The following is a 20749-nucleotide window of genomic DNA, read 5'->3' on the forward strand; positions in this document are numbered from 1 at the left end:
GGAAGGGATGCCGACCCGTCCGGCGAGAGGGCGGGTCAGGCCGCGGCGATAACCTCGAGCACGGCCTCGCCGTACGCATCGCGTTTCTTGGCGCCGATGCCGGTGATGCCGTCGAGGTCGGCGAGAGAGCCCGGACGGTGCTCGGCGAGCGCACGCAGGGTCGCGTCGCCGAAGACGATGTAGGCGGGGACCCCTTGCTCGCGTGCGGTCTGCGCGCGCCACTCGCGCAGGGACTCGAACAGTGCGCGATCCCCCTCGGCCACGGCGTCGGATGCGGCGGCCCGCCGCGCCCGGGGTGCGGCGGCGGGGCGGCCGATCACGTCGCGCCGCAGACGTACGGGAGTCTCACCGCGCAGCACGCCGCCGGCCTCATCGCCCAGCGCGAGGGTGCCGTACTCGCCGCGCGCGACGAGCACGCCGCGCGCGAGGAGCTGCCGGATGATGCTGCGCCAGTCCTGGTCGCTGAGGTCCGCGCCGATGCCGTACGTCGCGAGCTCGTTGTGCCGTTGCTGACGGATGCGGTCGGTGTCGGCGCCGCGCAGGATGTCGATGATCTGGCCCGCCCCGAAGGACTGGTTCCGCTCGCGCTGCAGGCGCACGACCGTCGACAGGAGCTTCTGCGCCGGCACGAGGCCGTCGAAGATCTCGGGCGGCGTGAGACACGTGTCGCAGTTGCCGCAGGGGTCGGCCTGCTCGCCGAAGTAGTTGAGCAGGTTCTGTCGGCGGCACTCGACGGTCTCGCAGAGCGCGAGCATGGCGTCGAGGTGCTGGCCCATCCGGATCTTGAACGCGCGGTCGCCGGGGCTCTGGTCGATGAGCCGCCGCTGCTGCACGACATCGCCGAGCCCGTACGCCATCCAGACGACGGAGGGATCGCCGTCGCGGCCCGCGCGGCCCGTCTCCTGGTAGTAGCCCTCGACGGACTTCGGCAGATCGATGTGGGCGACGAAGCGCACATCCGGCTTGTCGATACCCATGCCGAAGGCGATCGTCGCCACCATCACGACGCCGTCGTCACGCAGGAACCGCGACTGGTTGGCCGTCCGCGTCTCGGCCGGAAGGCCCGCGTGATACGGCAGCGCATCGATCCCCTGCGCACGCAGGTAGTCGGCGGTCTGCTCGACGCTCTTGCGACTCAGCGCGTACACGATGCCGGCGGAGCCCTCCGGCTGGGACCGGATGAAGGCGACGAGCTGGCGGCGCGGATCGACCTTGGGTTCGATGCGGTACTGGATGTTGGGCCGGTCGAAGCTGGCGACGAAGTGGCGGGCGTCGCCGAGCGCCAGCCGCTCCGTGATCTCGCGGTGGGTGGCGCGCGTCGCCGTGGCGGTCAGCGCCATGCGCGGGACGCCGGGGAAGAGGGCGCCCAGCTCGCCGAGGGCGAGGTAGTCGGGGCGGAAGTCGTGGCCCCACTGCGACACGCAGTGCGCCTCGTCGATCGCGATCACGCTCAGCCGGCCACGCTTCAGCAGCGCTGTGGTGGCGGACAGGTTGAGTCGCTCGGGGGCGACGTAGAGCAGGTCGATCTCGCCGGCCACGTACGCACGCTCGACGCTCTGCCGCTCGCCGGGCAACTGGGTGGAGTTGAGGTAGGCGGCGCGCACGCCGTTGGCGAGCAGCGCTTCGACCTGATCGTGCATGAGGGCGATGAGAGGGCTGACGACGAGCCCTGTCCCCGGCCGCACGAGCGCCGGTACCTGGTAGGTGACGCTCTTTCCGCCGCCGGTCGGCATGAGCACGATCGCATCGCCCCCGCCGACGACGTGATCGACGATGTCGGCCTGGTCGCCGCGGAAGGCGTCGTAGCCGTAGACCTCGTGGAGCACGGCCCTCGGGTCCTGGCCCGCGAAGTCGCGGCGCGGCGCGGACGCGGGAGCGTCTTCCGGCGGCACCCAGCCGTCGTCCGGCGGCGCCCACCCGCTCTCGCCGTACGGATCGTAGGGCGGCTCGTCCTCCGGCGGCGCCCAGTCATCCGGTGGGACGTCCCACGAGGACGGATGCGGCGAGCTCACCCTCCCAGGGTAACCAGCCCCGCCGACAAACTCGCCGCGCCGCATCCGCGCTGCGCCGGCTCCCGCCGCCCGCCTCCTGCGTGTCTCCCACCGCCTCCCGCCGCCCGCACCATGCGTGTCTCCCACCGCCTCCCGCCGGCCCGCACCCCTGCGTGTCTCAAACGTTCAGGCCCCAAGGCCCCGCAACGTGCACAACTGAGACACACAGCAGCCCAAACCCCGCGCGCACCCATGCGTGTCTCAACGGTTCAGGCCCGAAGCCCCCGCAACGTGCGCAAGTGAGACACACATCCCCGCGCTCGCAAGGTCACCACGCACGCACCCTTGCGTGTCTCAACGGTTCACGCCCCAAGCCCCCGCAACGTGCACGGGTGAGACACGCAACCGCCGCGCCGCAAGCTCATCCCGCGCGCACCCTTGCGTGTCCCACACGTTCACGCCCAGAGTCCCGGAGACGTGCACAACTGAGACACGCAGCTCCGCATACGCAGCGAGGGGCCGCGGTCAGCTCCCCGCACGCGGCGACTCGCCGCGGTCAGCACCAGCGATCGGCGAGCGCTCCGACGACGTTGAGGTTGCGGTTCGTCGCGATGCCGAGCATCTTCGCGGCGGAGAGCGGGTCGACCGTGCCGTCGTTGTACCCGGGGCCGAGCAGAGCGTGCGCGGCGCGGCCGGACACGACCATCTCGCCCTTGTCGCCGCTGGTCGCCTCCACGAGGGCCGCCTGCTCTGGGGCGAGCTCGTCCTTGAGCAGGTACACGTAGTGCCGCGCGAGGTTCGGGCGGGCATCGCTCAGCGCCCGCGCGTCGTCGGCGATCCGCGCGAACTCGTCGGTCGAGAAGACGATCGTGGGCACGTCGAAGCCACGGTCGGCGCGGAACGCGCGCTCCAGCGCCTCCTCGATCCGGGCGCGCGAACGCATCCGCGTCGAGAACCTCACGTTGCCGGTGTTGAGGTGCGTGGTGACGTCCTCGAAGCCGAGTTCGGACACCACCCGGCAGATGTCGCCCTTGGGGAAGACCCGCTTCGCTCCGAGGTTGATGGCGCGGAGAAACCCGAGATACGTCGGCACCCGGCCCATTGTGGCCCGCCGCGTCCGATCCCGCATCCCCCGTCACTCGCCGGGGAACGTCTCCTTCAGCTCCAGGATGCGGCCGGTCGCTGCATCCACCTTCTCGGCGAACGCGGGGTCGGTCTTGGCCCGCTGCAGCACGGCCTGGTACATCTCGGGGAACACCGACGTGTCGGCCGACAGCAGCAGCAGATCGACACCGGCGTCCACGGCGAGCACCGCCCGGTCCGCGGGCGCCCAGCGCTCCACCTGCGCCGTGGCCGAGATGTCGTCGGTCATCACGACGCCGTCGAATCCGAGCCCGTCGCGCAACAAGCCCGTCACGACGGGTTCGGAGAACGCGGCGGGCATCGAGGGGTCGATGCGCTGATAGACGGCGGTGGCCATCATGACCGCGGCCGGCCCCTCGTCGAGAAGGGTGCGGTAGACGTTCACGTCCGGCGAATCCGCGCCGACGACGGTGTCGACGACATCGGCCGCGTAGTCGGTGTTTCCGGTCACCCGGCCGAGCCCCGGGAAGTGCTTGATCGTGGGCAGGACGCCGGCCTCCCGCATCCCCTGGGCGAAGACGCCCGCCTTGTCGGCGACGGTCGCCTCGTCGTATCCGTAGTGGCGGTTGTAGACACCGATCGGCTGGTTCAGCCGTGCGGTGTCGGCGCTCGTGACGATGTCGGCCACGGGCGCGAGATTCATGTCGACCCCCGCCGCGCGCAGCTGGGCGCCCCATCGCTCGGCATCCGCGCGCAGTGTCGCGTCGTCGCGTTGCGCACTCGTGAGCGCCGTCGGCATGGGCTCGAAGCCGTCTCCCGAGAGCACCTGCACGTCCCCACCCTCCTGGTCCGTCGCGATCCAGGTGCGGGGGCCGGTCGCCGGCTCGACCGCCGTGAACTGCGCGACGAGCGATGCCGTGGCCGCCGCGCCCGCGGAGGAACGTCCGCGCAGGAAGAGCCCGCTCACGCCCGGGTCGGCCATCGCGGCGAGCGCCGTGGGGTCGGGGGCGTCGGCGGGGGTTCCGACCATGAACAACTGCCCGACGCGCTGCTCCAGCGTGAGCCCATCAACCGGGTCGGGCGTCGGAGTCGGTGTGGGCGTGGGGCTTCGGGTCGAGGGCGCGGCCGTCGGCGTGGCCTGCGTGGTGGAGCATCCCGCGAGCGCCGCCACCGCGGCGAGAACGGCAAGCGCGCGAACCGTGATCGTCTTGCGCATCATTCCAGTGTGGCCGAAACCGCCTGGACGAGTCCGGGGTTGCGTCCGGTTACAGGCGCACGACCTCCGTCACGCTGACGTGCGCGGCACCCTCTTCCGCGGATGCGGCGAGGTCGACGACCGCGCGGATGCGCCAGTCGTGATCGCCCTCCGGATCGTGGATGACCTGCTCGACGCGCCAGAGGCCGCCGGCCGCGTCCGACTCGTCGATCGTGCAGAGCGCGGGCGAGCGCGCACCGGCGTCGGTGAGGACGGCGTCGTGCTCGTCGTAGTACGCGTCGAGGGCGTCGGACCAGCCCGCATCCGGGTCCAGCGCGACGAGGTCGTCGTCGCGCTGGAGAGCCGCGAGCTGCACGCGCCGGAACATCTCGTTGCGCACGAGCACGACGAAGGCGCGACGGTTCCCCACGACCGAGGGGGGTGCGGGGGGAACGACGGGCTCGCCCGCCTCCTCCGCCGGGTTCACGAGCCGCTCCCACTCGTCGACGAGGCTCGAGTCCACCTGCCGCACGAGTTCGCCGAGCCAGGCGATCACGTCCAGCAGCTCCTCGGTTCGCGCTTCGGCGGGCACGGTCTGCCGGATCGCGCGGTACGCGTCGCTCAGGTAGCGCAGCACGAGGCCCTCGCTGCGGCCGAGCTGGTACCAGGAGACGAACTCCGCGAACGAGAACGCCTGCTCGAACATGTCGCGGACGACGGATTTGGGTCGCAGCTCGAAGTCGCGCACCCACGGCTGACTCGACGCGAACACCTCGAACGCCTCGCCGAGCAGCGTGGCGAGGGGCTTCGGGTAGGTGATCTCCTCGAGCGCCGCCATCCGCTCGTCGTAGTCGAGCCCGTCGCGCTTCATCGCCGCGACCGCCTCGCCGCGCGCCTTGAACTCCTGCTGGGCGAGCACCGGACGCGGGTCGTCGAGGGTCGCCTCGATCACGCTGACCACATCCAGCGCGTAGTGACCCGATCCCGCGGTGCGCGCCGGTCGGAGATCCGGCCCGATCTCGGAGGTTTCACCGTCGATACTCCGACCTTCGTCGCTTTCTCCGACGGGAGCGGCGGCAGATGCGGGCACGGCGGATGCCGGAGGTGCCGGATCGAGCAGCTCGATGGCGGCGAGCGCGAAGGGCGAGAGCGGCTGGTTGAGCGCGAAGTTCGGCTGCAGATCGACCGTCAGCCGGATGCGGCCGTCCGCCACCTCGACGACGTCGGCCGCGACGAGCGTGCGGAAGATCGCGAGCGCGCGGCGCGCGAGCTCGTAGCGGCGCGCGCGGGGCTCGTGGTTGTCGAAGACGAGTGAGCGCACGTGCGCGAAGACGTCGCCGCCGCGGGCGATGACGTTGATGAGCATGGCCGCCGTCAGCTGCATCTGCGGCACCAGGGGTTCGGGGACCGCCTGGACGAGCCGCTCGAACGAGCCTTCACCCCAGTTCACGGCACCTGCCGGCGCCTTCTTGCGCACGATCTTCTTGCGCTTGGCGGCGTCGCCCGCCGCTTTGCGCAGCGCCTGCTCGTTCTCGATCTCCCACTCGGGGGCCATGACGACGACCGTTCCGGCCGTGTCGTAGCCCGCACGGCCGGCGCGGCCCGCGATCTGATGGAACTCGCGCGCGGTGATCTGCCGCATCCGGATGCCGTCGAACTTGGTGAGCGCCGTCAGCAGCACGGTGCGGATCGGCACGTTGATTCCCACACCGAGGGTGTCGGTGCCGCAGATCACGCGCAGGAGGCCCCGCTGCGCAAGCGTCTCGACGAGACGCCGGTAACGCGGCAGCATGCCGGCGTGGTGCACACCGATCCCTGCGCGCACGAGACGCGAGAGGGTCTTGCCGAACGCCGTCGTGAAGCGGAAGCCGCCGATGGCCTCCGCGATCTCGTCGCGCTGCGCGCGCGTGGCCACCTTCACGCTCGCGAGCGCCTGCGCGCGCTCCATGGCCTGGGCCTGCGAGAAGTGCACGATGTACACCGGCGCCTCGTTCTCCTCCAGCAGCTTCTCGACCTGCTCCTGGATCGGGATGCGGGCGTAGGAGAAGTGCAGCGGCACGGGGCGCTCCACACCCGTCACCTCGACGGTCGGGCGCTGCGTGCGACGGGTGAGGTCGGCGGCGATCCCGGTCACGTCGCCGAGGGTCGCCGACATGAGCAGGAACTGCGCCCGCGGCAGGAGCAGGAGCGGAACCTGCCACGCCCAGCCCCGGTCGGGCTCGCCGTAGAAGTGGAACTCGTCCATCACGACCTGGTCGACCGACGCATCCGCTCCGTGGCGCAGTGCCAGGTTCGCCAGGATCTCGGCCGTGCAGCAGACGATCGGCGCATCCGGGTTGACCGAGGAGTCGCCCGTGACCATCCCGACGTTCTCCGCCCCGAAGATGTCCACGAGGGCGAAGAACTTCTCGCTGACGAGAGCTTTGATGGGCGCGGTGTAGTAGCTCCGGCCTCCCCGCGCGATGCTCACGGCGTGCGCGGCGACAGCGACGAGCGACTTGCCCGTGCCGGTCGGCGTCGACAGGATCACGTTCTGGCCGGAGACGAGCTCGATGACCGCCTCGTCCTGCGCGGGGTACAGCTCGATGCCCCGACCGACGGTCCAGTCTCCGAATGCGTCGTACAGCGCATCCGCATCGTCCCCGGCGGCGCGGGCGAGCTCGGTGAGGGATGCGGTCATCCCTCGAGTCTGCCCGAATCCGGCGGCGTCGGGCGGGTCGTGCTCGTCAAGCGACGCGCGCATTCTCTGCGGATGACGCAGCCCGGGACCGCCCGCCCGCGGCTAGCGTGGGAGCACGCGAGCAGAGGAGAGCCATGTCGGATGAGCTGAACGTGCGCGTCGAACGCGGCGAGGACAGGTACGAGGTCTTCCTCGATGACGTGCCGGCGGGCTTCACCGCCTTCTACACGGACGAGGAGGGTCGCACGGTGTTCCCCCACACCCAGGTGGACCCCGCGTTCAAAGGCCACGGCGTCGCCAGCATCCTGGTCGAACGCGCGCTCGAGGATGAGGCGAAGCGCGGCGAGACGATCGTGCCACTCTGCCCGTTCGTCGCGAAGTACCTGCGCGAGCACGAAGTCCCAGGTCTCAAGGTCGCCTGGCCATGACCCGACTCGACGCTGACGCCGAGGAGAGCCTCGAGCAGTCGGTCGAGTGCGACGGCCCCCGCGCCGTCGTGCTCGACGCGCGGGAGGTGCCCCTGGGCGGAGTACGCGCGATGCAGGTGCACCGGGCCCTTCCGCAGCGCGAGCTGCCGATGGTCGGCGCGTGGTGCTTCCTCGATCGCTTCGGCCCCCAGGAGGTGCGGATGCGGGTGGAGCCGCACCCGCACATCGGGCTGCAGACGGTCACCTGGCCGCTGGTGGGCGAGGTCCGCCACCGTGACGGCATCGGCAGCGACGTGCTGATCTCCCGCGGCCAGCTCAACCTCATGACGAGCGGACGCGGGATCGCACACTCCGAGTACTCGGTCACCGACGACCCGATCCCCCTCGACGCCCTGCAGCTGTGGATCGCTCTGCCCGACTCGCGTCGCCACGGCGAGCCCGCCTTCGAGCAGCACATCCACCTCCCCGAGCTGGCACTGGACGGCGGCGGCAGCGCCACCGTCGTCATGGGAGAACTGGCGGAGGTGCGCTCGCCCGCATCCGCCTATACGCCGATCGTGGGCGCCGAGATCCGCGTGCCCGCGGGATCCCGCGTCACGTTGCCGCTGCGCGCGGACTGGGAGTACGCGCTGGTCGGCGTCGCGGGGACCCCGCGCGTGCACACGGCGGATTCCGCGCACACCGAGCTGGTCGGGCTGCAGCTGCTGTATCTCGGCCGCGCGCGCGGCGAGGTGGAGATCTCGAGCGACGAGGACGCCACCCTCTTCCTCCTGGGCGGCGAACCCTTCGAGGACGAGATCGTGATGTGGTGGAACTTCGTCGGGCGCGATCACGACGAGATCGTGGCGGCCCGCGATGAGTGGGAAGCGGGCGCGGCGCGCTTCGCGCACGTCGTCGGCCACGGTGACGAACGCGTCCCCGCACCCCCGCTGCCGGCTGTGCGTCTGACGCGTCGTCGGCGCCGGCTCTGAGCGGCGGAGTTCTCCCGGTCGCTCCGAGCCGCAGATCGCCCTGGCGCCGATAGTCTGGGGAGGTGGCCCGCACCTCCGTTCTGTCGACGCGCGTGCTGCTCGTCTGCGCCGCGATCGGTGTGGCCACGGGCATCCTCGGCGGCATCGCGGGCTGGGCCACGGTGCCGCTCCTCGGATTCGTCCCGCCGCTGTACGGCCTGCTCCTGGGCGTGCACGTGCTGCCCGGTATCATCGCGCAGGAGGTGCTGCGCCGACCCGGCGTCGCGCTCCTGGCGCATCTGCTGGCAGCCCTCGTCTCCAGCGCCACCGCGCCGCAGTACGCACTGCAGTTCCTGGGCACGGCCGTGCTGTTCGGTGGCATCCAGGAGGTGGTCGCCGCCGCGACCCGGTACCGGTCGTGGCGCGCATGGCGCTTCTTCGTGTCAGCGCTCGTCATCGGCGTGATCATCGCCGCCGCGGTGTTCTTCGCCGCGCACCTGAAGACGCTTCCGATCTGGGCGCAGGTCGCCTACCTCGCCGTCTCGGTCCTCGCCCCCGTCGCCTGGACCGCCGTGGGTCTCTGGGTCGGCATCGGACTGCGTCGCGCGGGCGTCGTGCGCGGCGGGCGCTGAGTCGATGACCGACGGCGCCGACAGCCCGGAACGCCGCCGGCTCGCGCAGCTCGTGGCGGACCTCATCCTCGAGAACGGCCTCATCGATCTCAGCTTGTCCGGCATCGCACGCGCGGTGGGCTCCAACAACCGGATGCTGCTGTACTACTTCGGTTCGAAGGAGCGGCTGTTGGAGGCCGCATCCGAGATCGCGATCGAGCGCTTCCCGCACCTCGCCGCCGTCTTCGAGCGCCTCGCCGCCGACGACGTCCCGCTGCGGGAACGCCTGCTGCGGGCGTGGCAGGATATCGGCGCCCCCGAGAACCGGTCGTACCTGGTGATGTTCTTCCACCGCTTCGCGGTCGCGCTCGGCGATCCCGAACGCTGGAACGAGTTCCTCTCGCACCTCGGCACGGGATGGGTGGGCCGCGTGCGCGCGGTGTTCGTCGCCGAGGGGTGGACTCCGGATGCGGCCGAGCTCGCCGCGACGCGCGTCGTCGCCGAGTGGCGCGGACTGCAGTTCGCGCTCCTGTGCGGAATGGGACCGGCGCAGCTGACGGCCGCCTACGAACGCAGTATCGACGAGCTCCTGGAGAAGCCGAGTTAGGTTAGGCTAAGTTGGGAGGACCCGCCCGTCCGAACTCTGGATCCTCCGTGCCCGCTGCCTCCGCCGATCGCGACGCTCCGTCCGCCGCATCCGGCGTCCGCGCACCCCTTCTGCAGGTCGACGGCCTCTCGATCACCCACGAGGGCGCGACGCGTCCCTCTCCCGCATCCGTCTCGTTCCGGATCGATCCCGGCGAGGTCGTGCTGCTGCTGGGGCCGAGCGGTTCCGGCAAGTCGACGCTGGCTCTGGCGCTGAACGGGCTCATCCCCCACGACATCCCGGCCGAGGTCGCCGGTCGCGTGAGAGCCGGGAACCTGGACACCCGTGACGCCTCGGTCGCTCAGCTGAGCACGCAGGTGGCGATGGTGTTCCAGGATCCCGATGCCCAGCTCGTCACCGGCACGCTCCTGGACGAAGTCGCCTTCGGACCCGAGAACCTGCGCCTGCCCGTCGATGAGGTGCTCCGCCGCGCCGAAGACGCCCTGCGCCGCGTCGGACTCTGGGACCGTCGCCACGAGAACCCGGACCGCCTGTCCGGCGGCGGACGCCAGCGCCTCGCGATCGCCGCTGCCCTCGCCATGGGCTCCCCTCTCCTGGTGCTCGACGAGCCCACGGCCAACCTCGATCCGCGGGGCATCGAGGAGGTGTACGCGACGCTTGCCGACCTGGTCGCGGCCGGCGATCGCGCAATCCTGCTGATCGAGCACAACCTGGATGCGGCCGTGCCGCTGATCGATCGCGTCGTCGTGCTGGATGCGGCGGGCGCGGTCATCGCGGACGGGGCTGCCGACGATGTGCTGCGTACGCGCGCGGACGAGCTGCACGAGCTCGGCGTGTGGCTGCCGACCTCCACCCTCGCGGCGCTCCGGCTGCGGGCCGCGGGGTACCGGATGGAGCCGCTGCCCCTGAGCCCGGATGAGCTGCGCGCGGCGCTCGAGGCGCAGCCTGCACCCGCATCCGTCGCACACATCGTGCCGGCGGGCACCGCGCCGCGCACGGTCCGCGAGCCGATCGTGCAGGTGCGCTCGCTCACCCTGCGGCGCGGACGCACCGAGGTGCTCCACGATGTGTCGCTCAGCGTCGCCGCGGGCTCCTTCGTCGCGATCGTCGGAGCCAACGGCGCCGGGAAGACGAGCCTGCTGCAGGCGATCGCGGGAGTCGTCGTCCCCCCGCGCGGCACCGTGACGGTCGCAGGGACCGACGTCGGCCGCGCCGACGCCCGGACGCTTCCCGCCCGCATCGGCTTCGTGTTCCAGAATCCGGAGCACCAGTTCATCGCCCATACGGTCTCCGATGAGATCGCGCACGGCCTGCGGCGGCAGCGGCTCGCCGACGAGGAGGTCCGCCGTCGCACCGACGAGCTGCTCACCCGGTTCGGCCTGGCCGAGCGTGCCCAGGCGCATCCCTTCCTGCTCTCGGGCGGTCAGAAGCGCCGTCTCTCGGTCGGTACGGCGCTCGTGGCCGGCGCGCCGGTGCTCGCACTCGACGAACCGACCTTCGGGCAGGACCGGGCGCGTGCGGACGAGCTGCTCGCCCTGCTCGCCGAGCTCAACGCGGCGGGCACCACGGTGCTCGTGGTCACGCACGACATGCAGCTCGTGACGGAGTACGCCGATCACGTCGTCGTCGTGCACGAGGGGCGCGTCGCCGCATCCGGCCGCACGTCCGACGTGTTCGCCGACGCGGCGCTCATCGAGCGAGCCGGGTTGCGTCCGCCGCCGATGCGGCGCGCGCTCGCGCAGCTGGAGGGCCATCCCGCCCTCGACGGAGTCGTGCGCTTGGCGGATCTGCCATGACGGCGACGATCGACCCGTTCGCGGCTCCCGCAGCGGCATCCGGGGCCCGCTTCCTCTACGCGCTCAACCCCCTCGCCAAGTTCGCGGCGATCATCCCGCCGAGCCTCGCGCTGGTCTTCGTGCGCGACACGACCACTCCGCTCGTGTTCCTCGCCCTCGCCTACGCGCTGCTGCTCGTGGGCGCGCGGGCGTCGCGCCAGGTGCTGCTCACACTGTTCCTGGCGCTGCCGGCCGCCGTTCTCGTGCTCGGATGCGGCTTCGCCGTGTGGACGGATGCCGCCCAGGTCGACACGACGCCGCTCGTGCTGCAGATCGGCGAGTGGCGGCTGTTCTCCGGCGCACTCGAGATCGGCTTCGCCACGGCGCTGCGCCTGATCGCGATCCTGGCGCTCGCCCTGGCGGCGGGATTCACGACCTCGGGAGCCGATCTCGCCCGGTCGCTCGTGCAGCAGCTGCGCGTGCCGTACCGCATCGGTTACACGGCTCTCGCCGCGTTCCGCTTCGTGCCGCGGTTCGCGCACGAACTCGAGGTGATCCGGCAGGCGCACCGGGTGCGCGGGTCGCACGGCGGGCGGGGGCCCTTCGCCGCGATCGCCCGCTGGGGCGGGTACATCGTCCCCCTTCTCGCGGGTGCGATCCGGCACGCCGAGCGCGTCGCCCTCGCGATGGACGCGCGCGCGTTCGGCGCCTTCCCCGACCGCACCGAGCGTCATCTGGTGCCCTTCCGCATCCGCGACGTCGTCTTCGTCCTCGCGTTCTGGGCCGCCTCGGCGGTGGTCCTCATCATCGTGCGCCCGTGGGCCGGCGCCTGACACACCCCACAGAAAGGCTCCGCATGGCTCGGTTCTCCCGCCTCGTGAAACCCGCTTCCCCCGACCTCCTGCACCTGCGGGTGCTCCGCACCGCACGCCTCAGCGAACACTGGATGCGGGTGACGCTCGGCGAGGGGGAGATCGACCGGTTCGTCCCGCTCGGCTACGACCAGTGGTTCCGCCTCTTCCTCCCCGTCGGCGGCGACGAGGGTCTGGATCGGATCCCCGCGAAGGCGAACAAGCTGCTCGGGTACCTGAAGTACCTGCGCATCCCGGACGGCGTGCGTCCCGTCATGCGCAACTACACCGTGCGCGCGTATCGGGCAGCGACCGCGGGCGCCGGCGCGGAGATCGACGTCGATTTCGTGCTGCACGGCACAGGACCCGACGCGGGCCCTGCGTCGCGATGGGCCGCATCCGCACGCCCTGGTGACAGCGTCGTGATCATCGACGAGGGGCTCGGGTTCGACCCGGAACGCGGCGTCGATCGGGTGATCCTCGCCGCGGACGAGACGGGGCTCCCCGCGGTGTCGGGGGTGTGTGCCTCGCTGCCGGTGAACGCGACGGGCGTCGCCCTGATCGAGGTGCCGTCCGAGGCCGATGCGCTGGCGTTCGAGGCGCCCGCCGGCGTCGAGGTGCGGTGGCTCGTCCGCGACGCGCAGACCCGTCCCGGCGCCCTCGCCCTCGCCGCCCTCGAAGAGATCCCTCTGCACGCGGAGGGCACACACGCGTTCATCGTCGGCGAGCAGTCGCTACCGACATCCGCCCGCCGCGCACTCGTGGCCCGCGGCCTCGACAAGGCCTCGATCAGCTTCATCGGGTACTGGCGGCTGGGGGCGGCCCGGTCCGCGTCGCAGTCCGCGAAGGTCGACGCATGAGCGCCCCGTCCGCCGAGGCGCCGCGAACGGCGCGCGGCCGCATCCCGACCCTGGTGCTGCTGACCTGCGCCGCCATCGGTGTCGCCGGCGGCGTGGTGCTGTGGGGTGTGACCGCTCTGTCGACGCTGCTCTTCGCGGTCGTCCCGTTCGCGTCGGTCGCGCTGGCGGGGATGTGGCTGCTGCCGGCAACCATCGCGTTGCGGCTGCTGCAGCGCCCCGGTGTGGGCCTTCTCGTGGGCCTCATCTCGGGGATCGTCGTACTGCCCTACATCGGCACCAACCTGTGGTGGGCGTTCTTCGCCGAGCTGCCGTTCCTGCTGGTGCTGTACCGCTCCTGGAGCACCTGGCTGCACGTCGCCGGCGCTCTCATCATCGGCGTGGTCTATCCGCTGTTCGCAGCCGAGTACTTCGACCTGTGGACCATGCCGCTGCCCGCGATGATCGGCTTCTTCGCGCTCACGATCGCGAGCTGCCTGGCGGGCACCGCGATCGGCGTCGTGATCGCCGATGCCCTCCGGCGCGCGGGCGTCGCACGCCTCGCCCGCCGCCGGACCCGCTGACCACGGAGATCGGCCCAACCTGCCCGTTCGCCTGTCACAGATCGACGCGCGCGCGTCGATCTGTGACAGGCGAACACCGGGTGGCGCGCTCGCGCCGCCCGGGCTACTTCCGGCCGGTCACCTGACGCGCGACGATCTCGCGCATGATCTCGTTCGTGCCGCCGTAGATGCGGTGCACGCGGGCGTCGACGAACGCGCGGGCGACCGGGTATTCGAGGATGTAGCCGTAACCGCCGTGCAGCTGGACGGCGGCGTCGAGCACCTCCCACTCGCGCTCCGTCGTCCAGAACTTGACCTTGGCGGCCTCCTCCGGCGTGAGCTTGCCCTCGCCGTAGAGGGCGATGGCGCGGTCGACGTAGGCCCACAGCACATCGACCGTCGTCGCCATGTCGGCCAGGCGGAAACGCGTGTTCTGGAAGTCGGCGATCGCGTGGCCGAACGCCTCCCGGCTGCTCGTGTACTCGAGCGTCCAACGCAGGCCCGCTTCCGCAGCAGCGGCCGCGGCCACGCCGATCGACAGTCGCTCGAGCGGGAGGTTGCGCATGAGCTGCACGAAGCCGTGACCGGGCTCGCCCCCGATGAGGTTCTCGTCGGGGATGAAGACGTCGGTGAACGACAGCTCCGCGGTGTCGTGCCCGGCGAAGCCCATCTTGTGCAACTTCTTTCCGTGATCGAAGCCCTCCATGCCGTTCTCGACGAGCACGAGGCTGAACGCGTCGGGGCGGTTGCCCTCGCCCGTCTTGACGAAGGTGACGACGAGGTCCGCCGTCGCACCGGAGGAGATGAACGTCTTGGCGCCGTTGAGGATCCACCCGCCGTCCACCTTCTTCGCCACGGTAGAGATACCGCGCAGATCGCTGCCCGCACCGGGCTCGGTCATGGCGAGCGCGCCGATCACCTCACCGGTGGCCATGCCGGGCAGCCACTTCTGCTTCTGCTCCGGCGTGCCGAAGTGAGCGAGGTACGGCACGGCGAGGTCGTCCTGGATGCCGAAGGCACCGGCCAGCGACCCGAGCCCGGCCTTGATGACCTCCTCGTTGACCACGGCGCGGAAGCGGTAGTCCTGCAGCATCCCCGCGCCGCCGAACTCCTCGGGGACCGACAGTCCGATGATCCCGGCGTCGCCGGCGGCCCTCATGGTCTCGCGGTCGATCTCACCGGCCGCATCCCACGCTTCGCGCCGGGCGTTCGTGCCGTAGCGCTTGATGAACTCGACCACGACCTCCCGGAAGGCCTCGTGATCCTCGTCGTAGATGTCGCGTTCCACGGACGTCTCCTCCATCTCGGGGCGCCTGCGTCGACACGCTGCGGCGCCATCGCCTGACGCGATCCTAAACCGGCGGATGCGACCGGAGCACACCACGCTGTGGAATCGCATCCCACACACACCGAAACCGAGTGTCGCGATTGTGGAGGCCCTCCAGCGGGTCAGCGACCCTCGGTGCGCACCGGATCCGTACCGTCCGGGGCGACGTCGTAGAAGACCGCGCGGTAGTCGCCGTCGAACCAAAAACGCGCGCGCACCGGCCCCGCGTGCTGCCCGAACGTCGGCGAGTCGATGTCGCTGTCGGCCACCCGCTCCAGCCGCAGTGCGACGCCGCTCAGGCTGTCGATGCCCTCTGCGTCGGCGGCCGCCTGCATCGCGGTCCACAGCCTGGGCCAGGAAACCTCGTCGAGCGAGAACTGCTCGGCGGCCGAATCCGGCTGCGACGGCGTCGGACCGTCGCGGGTCACCTCACCGCGGCGGTACTCCCAGCGGTCGGTGTCGGTGGAGCCGGGCGTCACGGGGGCATCGACGAGGATGACGTCCTCGCCGACGGAGATACTGACCACCCGGTCGTGCCCGATCTTGGCGGTGAGCGCCGCGACCGCATCGGCGGTGACCTCCGGCTGGCGGAGATCCGCGGTGAGCCGCCCCTCCCCCAGCGCGGTGACGGTCTGCGCGACCGCTGTCGGGTAGGGCGAGGCCACCGATGCGCCCGCGACGAGGAACGCGACGGCGAACAGGACGAACCGCGCTCCTCTTCCCTTCGGGCCGACGCCGATCAGCGGTCCGCGCCGCCGCCCCTTGATCGTGACCGTCCCGGGCTCGGGCAGGCGGGGCTCGCCGAGTTCGGCCTGCGGGGGGATCCGGATTCCCGCGTACGGCGCTTGGGTGACGTCATCGTCGGCGATCGCCACGTCTGCACCGTCCGCGCTCAGCAGTGCGACCGCGCGCAGGCTCCCCGGCTGGACCCCGGGGATGTCCACGAGCCGCACGATCTGGCGGACGCGCGCGCGATATGCGGGACCCTCCAGCGGCTGGATGCTGAGGTCGAGATCGCACACCGGCTGATCGTTGATCAATGTGCCGGTCTGGGTCACCGCGTCGATGCGTGCGAGGGCCATCCTGCCCTCGGATCGCGCCGTGTCGAGGTCTGCGGTCGACGCGGCCGGCATTCCTCGCGTGGCCCTTGCGATCAGTATCAGGATGCCACTGAAGATCGCCAGGGCCATCCCGAGGGGAAAGGTGATCTCGCCGGCCCCGGGTGGGCCGATCTCCGAGACCACGAGAGCGCCGAGGGCCATCCCCGCCCCCACGAAGAACAGAAGGCGGATCATGTCTCCATGCTAGGTCTCCGGATGCGGTGAGCCGGGTCAGCCGGTGTAGGAGGGCGCGGCGGGGAGGCCGAAGAACTCCTCCAGCGTGTGCCAGCCGCCCTCGTGGTAGGCGCGCGCCAGCTCGGGTCCGATGTAGCGCAGATGCCAGGGCTCCGCCTCGTACCCGGTCACGGGCGTGTGCCCCTGCTCGTACCGCACGATGAAGCCGAACTGCCAGGCGTTCGCCGCCACCCACTGACCCTCGGGGGAGGTTCCGAAGTCGTCGAGCGTGCCGCATCCGCTGCCGCAGGGCATGAGGTCCATCGCGAGCCCGAGCTGGTGCTCGCTGAAACCCGGTTTGGCGCTCGAGACCTCCGCCTCGGCCTGTCCGCCGCGCGCCACGTTCTCCTGGTATGTCGTCACCTGGGTGTCGTACGAGCGGTAGCCGCTGAGCTGACCGAGCGAGCCGACGCCGGCCGTCTCGACGGCCTCCGCCATCTGCTGCAGCGCGGCCGCGGCATCCTGGCGGAGCACTCCCGCGTTGAAGGTCTGCAGGCCCTGCACCTGCACGATGCCCTGCGGCTCGTAGTCGAGCGGACTCAAGGGCCGCTGCTTGTTGACGACGACCCAGCGCCGTGCCGCATCCGACAGCGAGATACAGGGCGCGGTTCCGGAGACGACCGCCTCGCGGAAGGACATTCCCCCGCCGGCGGCCACGATCACGGCCTCGTCGTCGCCGGCCGCGACCGCCGCGGCGACAGCGGGGTCGTCGCAGATCGATGCTGCCGCAGGCGCCCGGGTGAAGACGGGCGCGGGGATGCTCTGCGCGGCGGGCGGGCCTGCCGGTGCATCGGGAGATGCCACCGGCGCTCCCGCCAGGAGAGCGCTCACCCACAGGATCGCGACGACGACGCCAGCCACCGCCGCGCCCGCGACCGCGACACGACGGCGGCGGAGACGCCCGGACGCGACGCGCGCAGCGCGGCGCGACGTGAGCGTCTCGGGTGACGCGGTGGAGATCACGCTCTATTGTGCCTCCCGCCTGCACACCCGGCGAGTCGGATCAGACTCCCGTACGAATCTTGTCCACGACGAGTTGACATCGACTCGAATCTTTGTTCCACTTTCGTCATGCGGTGGAACGGTCAGAAGGTCGGCGAGGAGGATGCGTCGGCGCTGCCCGGGATGGAGCGGCTTGAGGGGCTCGTGCGCTCGGTGACGACGCCGGAGTTCGCCGGCATGACCTTCCACGAGGTCGCGGCACGCTCTGCGCTGAATCATGTTCCCGGCTCGTCGGCGATGCCCTTCGACTGGACCATCAACCCGTACCGCGGATGCAGCCATGCCTGCACGTACTGCTTCGCCCGCGGCACGCACACGTACCTCGACCTCGATGCGGGTCGCGACTTCGACACCCAGGTCGTGGTGAAGGTCAACATCGCCGAGGTGCTCGAGCGAGAGCTCGCCCGCAGCTCGTGGGGTCGTGAGCACGTCGCCCTCGGCACCAACACCGACCCGTACCAGCGTGCAGAGGGGCGCTACCGACTCATGCCCGGCGTCATCGACGCGCTGGCCGCGTCCGGAACCCCCTTCTCCCTGCTCACGAAGGGAACGCTGCTGCGTCGCGACCTGCCGGTGCTGCAGCGGGCGCACGAGCGGGTCCCGGTGTCCATCGCGATGTCGATCGCCCTCTTCGACGACGACCTGCAACGCTCTGTCGAGCCGGGCACACCGACGGCACAAGCACGCCTCGACACCGTGCGCGCGGCGACGGATGCGGGCTTTCGCGTCACGGTCTTCCTCATGCCCGTGATGCCGCACCTGACCGACTCGATCGCGGCACTCGACGACGCGTTACGGCGGATCAGAGCGGCGGGGGCGATCCGCGTCGTCTACGGCGCTCTGCACCTGCGCCCCGGCGTGAAGCCCTGGTTCATGGCGTGGTTGCGGCGCGAGCATCCGGAGCTCGTCTCGAGCTACCTGGGCCTGTATCCGGGCGCGTCGGTGAGCGCCCCGAAGGCGTACCGCCAGTGGCTCGCGCGGCGGGTGCGGCCCCTGCTGCGGGCGCACGGGCTCGACGGCCGCGACGAGGAGGAGCCGGTGCGTGCGCGTCCGGTCGCCCCGGGCGCGCGTGCGGCGGCAGCCGCCGCATCCGTGCGCGCCACCGGACCGGCGCCGCAGCCGGCGCGGCTGTTCTGACCCCCAGACGCGGCAACGCCCCCTCGCACGGGGCGAGGGGGCGTTGCGGGACTCGGCGTCAGGCGGAGGCGACGTCGGCGAGCTGGCGCCCGGCGACCTCCTCGACGACGTCGTCGCCGGGGCGCACCTCTTCGAACGGCGCGTCGATCTCGGCGCGCGAGAGCAGCTCCGTCATGCGACGGCGGCGCTGACGCGGCACCAGGGTGACGACGGTGCCGCTGCGGCCGGCGCGGCCGGTGCGGCCCGAGCGGTGCAGGTACGTTTTGTACTCATCAGGAGCGTCGGCCTGGATGACCAGGTCGATGTCGTCGACGTGGATGCCGCGCGCCGCCACGTCGGTGGCGACCAGCACGTTGACCTTGCCGTCGGTCAGGCGCTGCAGGTTGCGCGTGCGCTTGGCCTGGTTGAGGTCTCCGTGCAGGGCGACGGCGGAGATGCCGGCATCCTCGAAGTTCTCGACGAGCATCTCGGCGAACGCGCGGGTGCGCGAGAAGACGAGCGTCTTGCCGTCGCGGTCCACGAGGGATGCGAGCAGCTCGGCCTTGTCGCGGTGGTCGACGACGAAGACACGGTGGTCGATCGTTCCGGTCTCCTGCGTCTCGCCCGCGACCTCGTAGACGGCCGGGTCGACGAGGAACTCGTCGACGAGGGCCGCGACCTCGCGGTCGAGCGTGGCGGAGAACAGCAGCTTCTGGCTGCCCTCGCCCGTCAGACGCAGGATGCGCTGCACGGGCTCGGCGAATCCGAGCTCTGCCATGTGGTCGGCCTCGTCCAGCACCGAGACCTGCACCTCGGACAGGTCGAGCTTGCCCTGGTTGATGAGGTCCTCGATGCGACCGGGGGTGCCGATGATGATGTCGATGCCCTTCTTGAGCGCACCGACCTGGCGCGCCTGGGGCACGCCGCCGTAGATCTGCGTGGTGAACAGGCCGACGCTGCGGGCGATCGGCTGCACGGTGCGGTCGATCTGCAGGGCGAGCTCACGCGTGGGCGCGAGGATGAGCGCCTTGGGTCGGCGGCCGAACTCGCGACGGGTGCCCGCCTGCGAGCGCAGGATGCGCTCGACCAGCGGCGCGCCGAAGGCGATGGTCTTGCCGGAGCCGGTACGGCCACGGGCGAGCACGTCACGCCCCTCGAGGATCGGGGGGATCGTCGCGGACTGGATCGGGAACGGGCTGGGGGCGCCGAGCTCGGCGAGCACCTTCACGATGTTCTGACCGAGACCGAGCTCACCGAAGCCCTGCCCCTCGATGGTCTCAGCCTGGACGGCTTCGGCCTCGAGACGCTCGTGCACGACGTCGACGTGCTGGTCATGCGCCTTGGCGGCCGTCGCGTTCCAATCCGAACGGTTGCCGCCCTCGCGGCGCGCGGGGCGGTCGTCGAACGAGCGACGCGGACGGTCGTCGAAGGAACGACGGGGACGGTCATCGAACGAACGCGCCGGACGGTCACCGAACGATCGCGCGGGGCGGTCACCGTCACGGCGAGCCGGGCGATCATCGAACGAACGACGAGGACGGTCATCGAACGAACGCGCCGGACGGTCACCGTCACGGCGAGCCGGACGGTCATCGAAGGAGCGCGCCGGACGGTCGTCGAAGGAACGACGGGGACGGTCATCGAACGATCGCGCGGGGCGGTCACCGTCACGGCGAGCCGGACGGTCATCGAACGAACGACGAGGACGGTCATCGAACGAACGCGCCGGACGGTCACCGTCACGACGGGCCGGGCGGTCATCGAAGGAGCGCGCCGGACGGTCGTCGAACGAACGACGAGGACGGTCATCGAACGAACGCGCCGGACGGTCACCGTCACGGCGAGCGGGACGGTCATCGAAGGAACGACGCGGACGGTCGTCGAAGGAGCGCGCCGGGCGGTCATCGAACGAACGACGGGGACGGTCATCGAACGAACGCGCGGGGCGGTCGCCGTCACGACGGGCTGGGCGGTCGTCGAACGACCGGGCGGGGCGCCCCTCGCGGATGCCGCGGGCCTCGTCGCGACCGGCGCGTTCGGCGGCGGTCCACCGGCGCTTGGGGGCCGACTCAGCGGCCTCCTCACGGTAGCCGCGGTGGTTGGGGCTCTTGGAGCCGGTCGAGCCGGCCGAGGACTCGCCCGGACGACGCTTGCGGTCCTGGAACGAGGTCTTCGCGCCGTAGCGGGGCTCGAAGTTCTTGGCCGGACGTCCGCCGGCGGGCTTCTTGTTCTTGGGCATGGGTGATTCTTCCTGGGTTCTCTTCGCACGAGAACAGCACCCGCTCAGAACGCGGGCATACCCGGACTACCGTCGGCCGGGGCCATTTTCGATGATGGTCATGTGCGCCGAGCGGCGCTCACCATCGGCCCCATGGACTCACAAACCCATCCGCGCACCAC

General features: G+C 71.1%; 17 protein-coding genes. 9 read left to right on the plus strand and 8 right to left on the minus strand.

Annotation, left to right across the window (positions count from 1 at the left end; translation table 11 throughout):
* Nucleotides 1–35: 35 nt before the first annotated feature.
* The 4 genes from recQ to EHF32_RS11460 all read right to left on the minus strand — a co-directional run bounded on the left by recQ (nucleotide 36) and on the right by EHF32_RS11460 (nucleotide 6949).
* Complete coding sequence (gene recQ / locus EHF32_RS11445; protein ID WP_137418299.1) at nucleotides 36–2057, minus strand: DNA helicase RecQ; 2022 nt, start codon at nucleotides 2055–2057, stop codon at nucleotides 36–38.
* Nucleotides 2058–2547: 490 nt separating this feature from the next.
* On the minus strand, nucleotides 2548–3093 hold the full coding sequence (locus EHF32_RS11450) for a DUF1697 domain-containing protein (RefSeq protein WP_238343692.1): 546 nt from the start codon (nucleotides 3091–3093) through the stop codon (nucleotides 2548–2550).
* Between the two features lie 33 nt (nucleotides 3094–3126).
* The gene (locus EHF32_RS11455; RefSeq protein ID WP_137418301.1) at nucleotides 3127–4290 is read right to left on the minus strand and encodes a glycoside hydrolase family 3 N-terminal domain-containing protein; all 1164 of its coding nucleotides are present in this window, start codon (nucleotides 4288–4290) and stop codon (nucleotides 3127–3129) included.
* A gap of 49 nt (nucleotides 4291–4339) precedes the next feature.
* Nucleotides 4340–6949, minus strand: coding sequence for a DEAD/DEAH box helicase (locus tag EHF32_RS11460; protein ID WP_137418302.1), 2610 nt, complete (start codon nucleotides 6947–6949; stop codon nucleotides 4340–4342).
* A gap of 134 nt (nucleotides 6950–7083) precedes the next feature.
* Between EHF32_RS11460 and EHF32_RS11465 the strand changes: the two genes are divergently transcribed.
* The 8 genes from EHF32_RS11465 (at nucleotide 7084) to EHF32_RS11500 (ending at nucleotide 13591) form a co-directional block, all read left to right on the plus strand.
* Nucleotides 7084–7377 (plus strand): GNAT family N-acetyltransferase, encoded by a 294-nt coding sequence (locus tag EHF32_RS11465; RefSeq protein WP_137418303.1) that lies wholly within the window; start codon nucleotides 7084–7086, stop codon nucleotides 7375–7377.
* Entirely contained in the window at nucleotides 7374–8348 is a 975-nt protein-coding gene (locus EHF32_RS11470) for a pirin family protein (protein WP_137418304.1), read from the plus strand. Before EHF32_RS11465 ends, EHF32_RS11470 begins: the two co-directional genes overlap by 4 nt.
* A gap of 62 nt (nucleotides 8349–8410) precedes the next feature.
* Nucleotides 8411–8959: an ECF transporter S component gene (locus EHF32_RS11475; protein WP_137418305.1), complete on the plus strand. Its 549-nt coding sequence runs from the start codon at nucleotides 8411–8413 to the stop codon at nucleotides 8957–8959.
* 4 nt (nucleotides 8960–8963) lie between these two features.
* Nucleotides 8964–9545 (plus strand): TetR/AcrR family transcriptional regulator, encoded by a 582-nt coding sequence (locus EHF32_RS11480; RefSeq protein ID WP_137418306.1) that lies wholly within the window; start codon nucleotides 8964–8966, stop codon nucleotides 9543–9545.
* Between the two features lie 47 nt (nucleotides 9546–9592).
* On the plus strand, nucleotides 9593–11341 hold the full coding sequence (locus EHF32_RS11485) for an ABC transporter ATP-binding protein (RefSeq protein WP_137418307.1): 1749 nt from the start codon (nucleotides 9593–9595) through the stop codon (nucleotides 11339–11341).
* The gene (locus EHF32_RS11490) at nucleotides 11338–12153 is read left to right on the plus strand and encodes an energy-coupling factor transporter transmembrane component T (protein ID WP_137418308.1); all 816 of its coding nucleotides are present in this window, start codon (nucleotides 11338–11340) and stop codon (nucleotides 12151–12153) included. Before EHF32_RS11485 ends, EHF32_RS11490 begins: the two co-directional genes overlap by 4 nt.
* Before the next feature lie 23 nt (nucleotides 12154–12176).
* Nucleotides 12177–13031 (plus strand): siderophore-interacting protein, encoded by an 855-nt coding sequence (locus EHF32_RS11495; RefSeq protein ID WP_137418309.1) that lies wholly within the window; start codon nucleotides 12177–12179, stop codon nucleotides 13029–13031.
* A complete protein-coding gene (locus EHF32_RS11500) occupies nucleotides 13028–13591 on the plus strand; it encodes an ECF transporter S component (RefSeq protein ID WP_137418310.1) in 564 nt (187 codons plus the stop codon). Before EHF32_RS11495 ends, EHF32_RS11500 begins: the two co-directional genes overlap by 4 nt.
* A gap of 103 nt (nucleotides 13592–13694) precedes the next feature.
* Here EHF32_RS11500 and EHF32_RS11505 read toward each other — a convergent pair whose 3' ends face one another.
* The 3 genes from EHF32_RS11505 to EHF32_RS11515 all read right to left on the minus strand — a co-directional run bounded on the left by EHF32_RS11505 (nucleotide 13695) and on the right by EHF32_RS11515 (nucleotide 17194).
* On the minus strand, nucleotides 13695–14858 hold the full coding sequence (locus EHF32_RS11505; protein ID WP_137418311.1) for an acyl-CoA dehydrogenase family protein: 1164 nt from the start codon (nucleotides 14856–14858) through the stop codon (nucleotides 13695–13697).
* A 161-nt stretch (nucleotides 14859–15019) separates the two neighbouring features.
* Nucleotides 15020–16192: a hypothetical protein gene (locus EHF32_RS11510; protein WP_137418312.1), complete on the minus strand. Its 1173-nt coding sequence runs from the start codon at nucleotides 16190–16192 to the stop codon at nucleotides 15020–15022.
* A 36-nt stretch (nucleotides 16193–16228) separates the two neighbouring features.
* Complete coding sequence (locus EHF32_RS11515; protein ID WP_238343693.1) at nucleotides 16229–17194, minus strand: M15 family metallopeptidase; 966 nt, start codon at nucleotides 17192–17194, stop codon at nucleotides 16229–16231.
* 108 nt (nucleotides 17195–17302) lie between these two features.
* On the opposite strand from EHF32_RS11515, the gene EHF32_RS11520 reads away from it, so the two are divergent.
* Entirely contained in the window at nucleotides 17303–18370 is a 1068-nt protein-coding gene (locus EHF32_RS11520) for an Rv2578c family radical SAM protein (RefSeq protein WP_137418313.1), read from the plus strand.
* Nucleotides 18371–18428: 58 nt separating this feature from the next.
* Here the strand turns inward: EHF32_RS11520 and EHF32_RS11525 are convergent, their stop codons facing one another.
* Complete coding sequence (locus EHF32_RS11525; protein ID WP_137418314.1) at nucleotides 18429–20588, minus strand: DEAD/DEAH box helicase; 2160 nt, start codon at nucleotides 20586–20588, stop codon at nucleotides 18429–18431.
* Nucleotides 20589–20749: the final 161 nt, after the last annotated feature.

The sequence above is a fragment of the Microbacterium sp. RG1 genome, assembly GCF_005347485.1.
Lineage (GTDB): Bacteria > Actinomycetota > Actinomycetes > Actinomycetales > Microbacteriaceae > Microbacterium > Microbacterium binotii_A.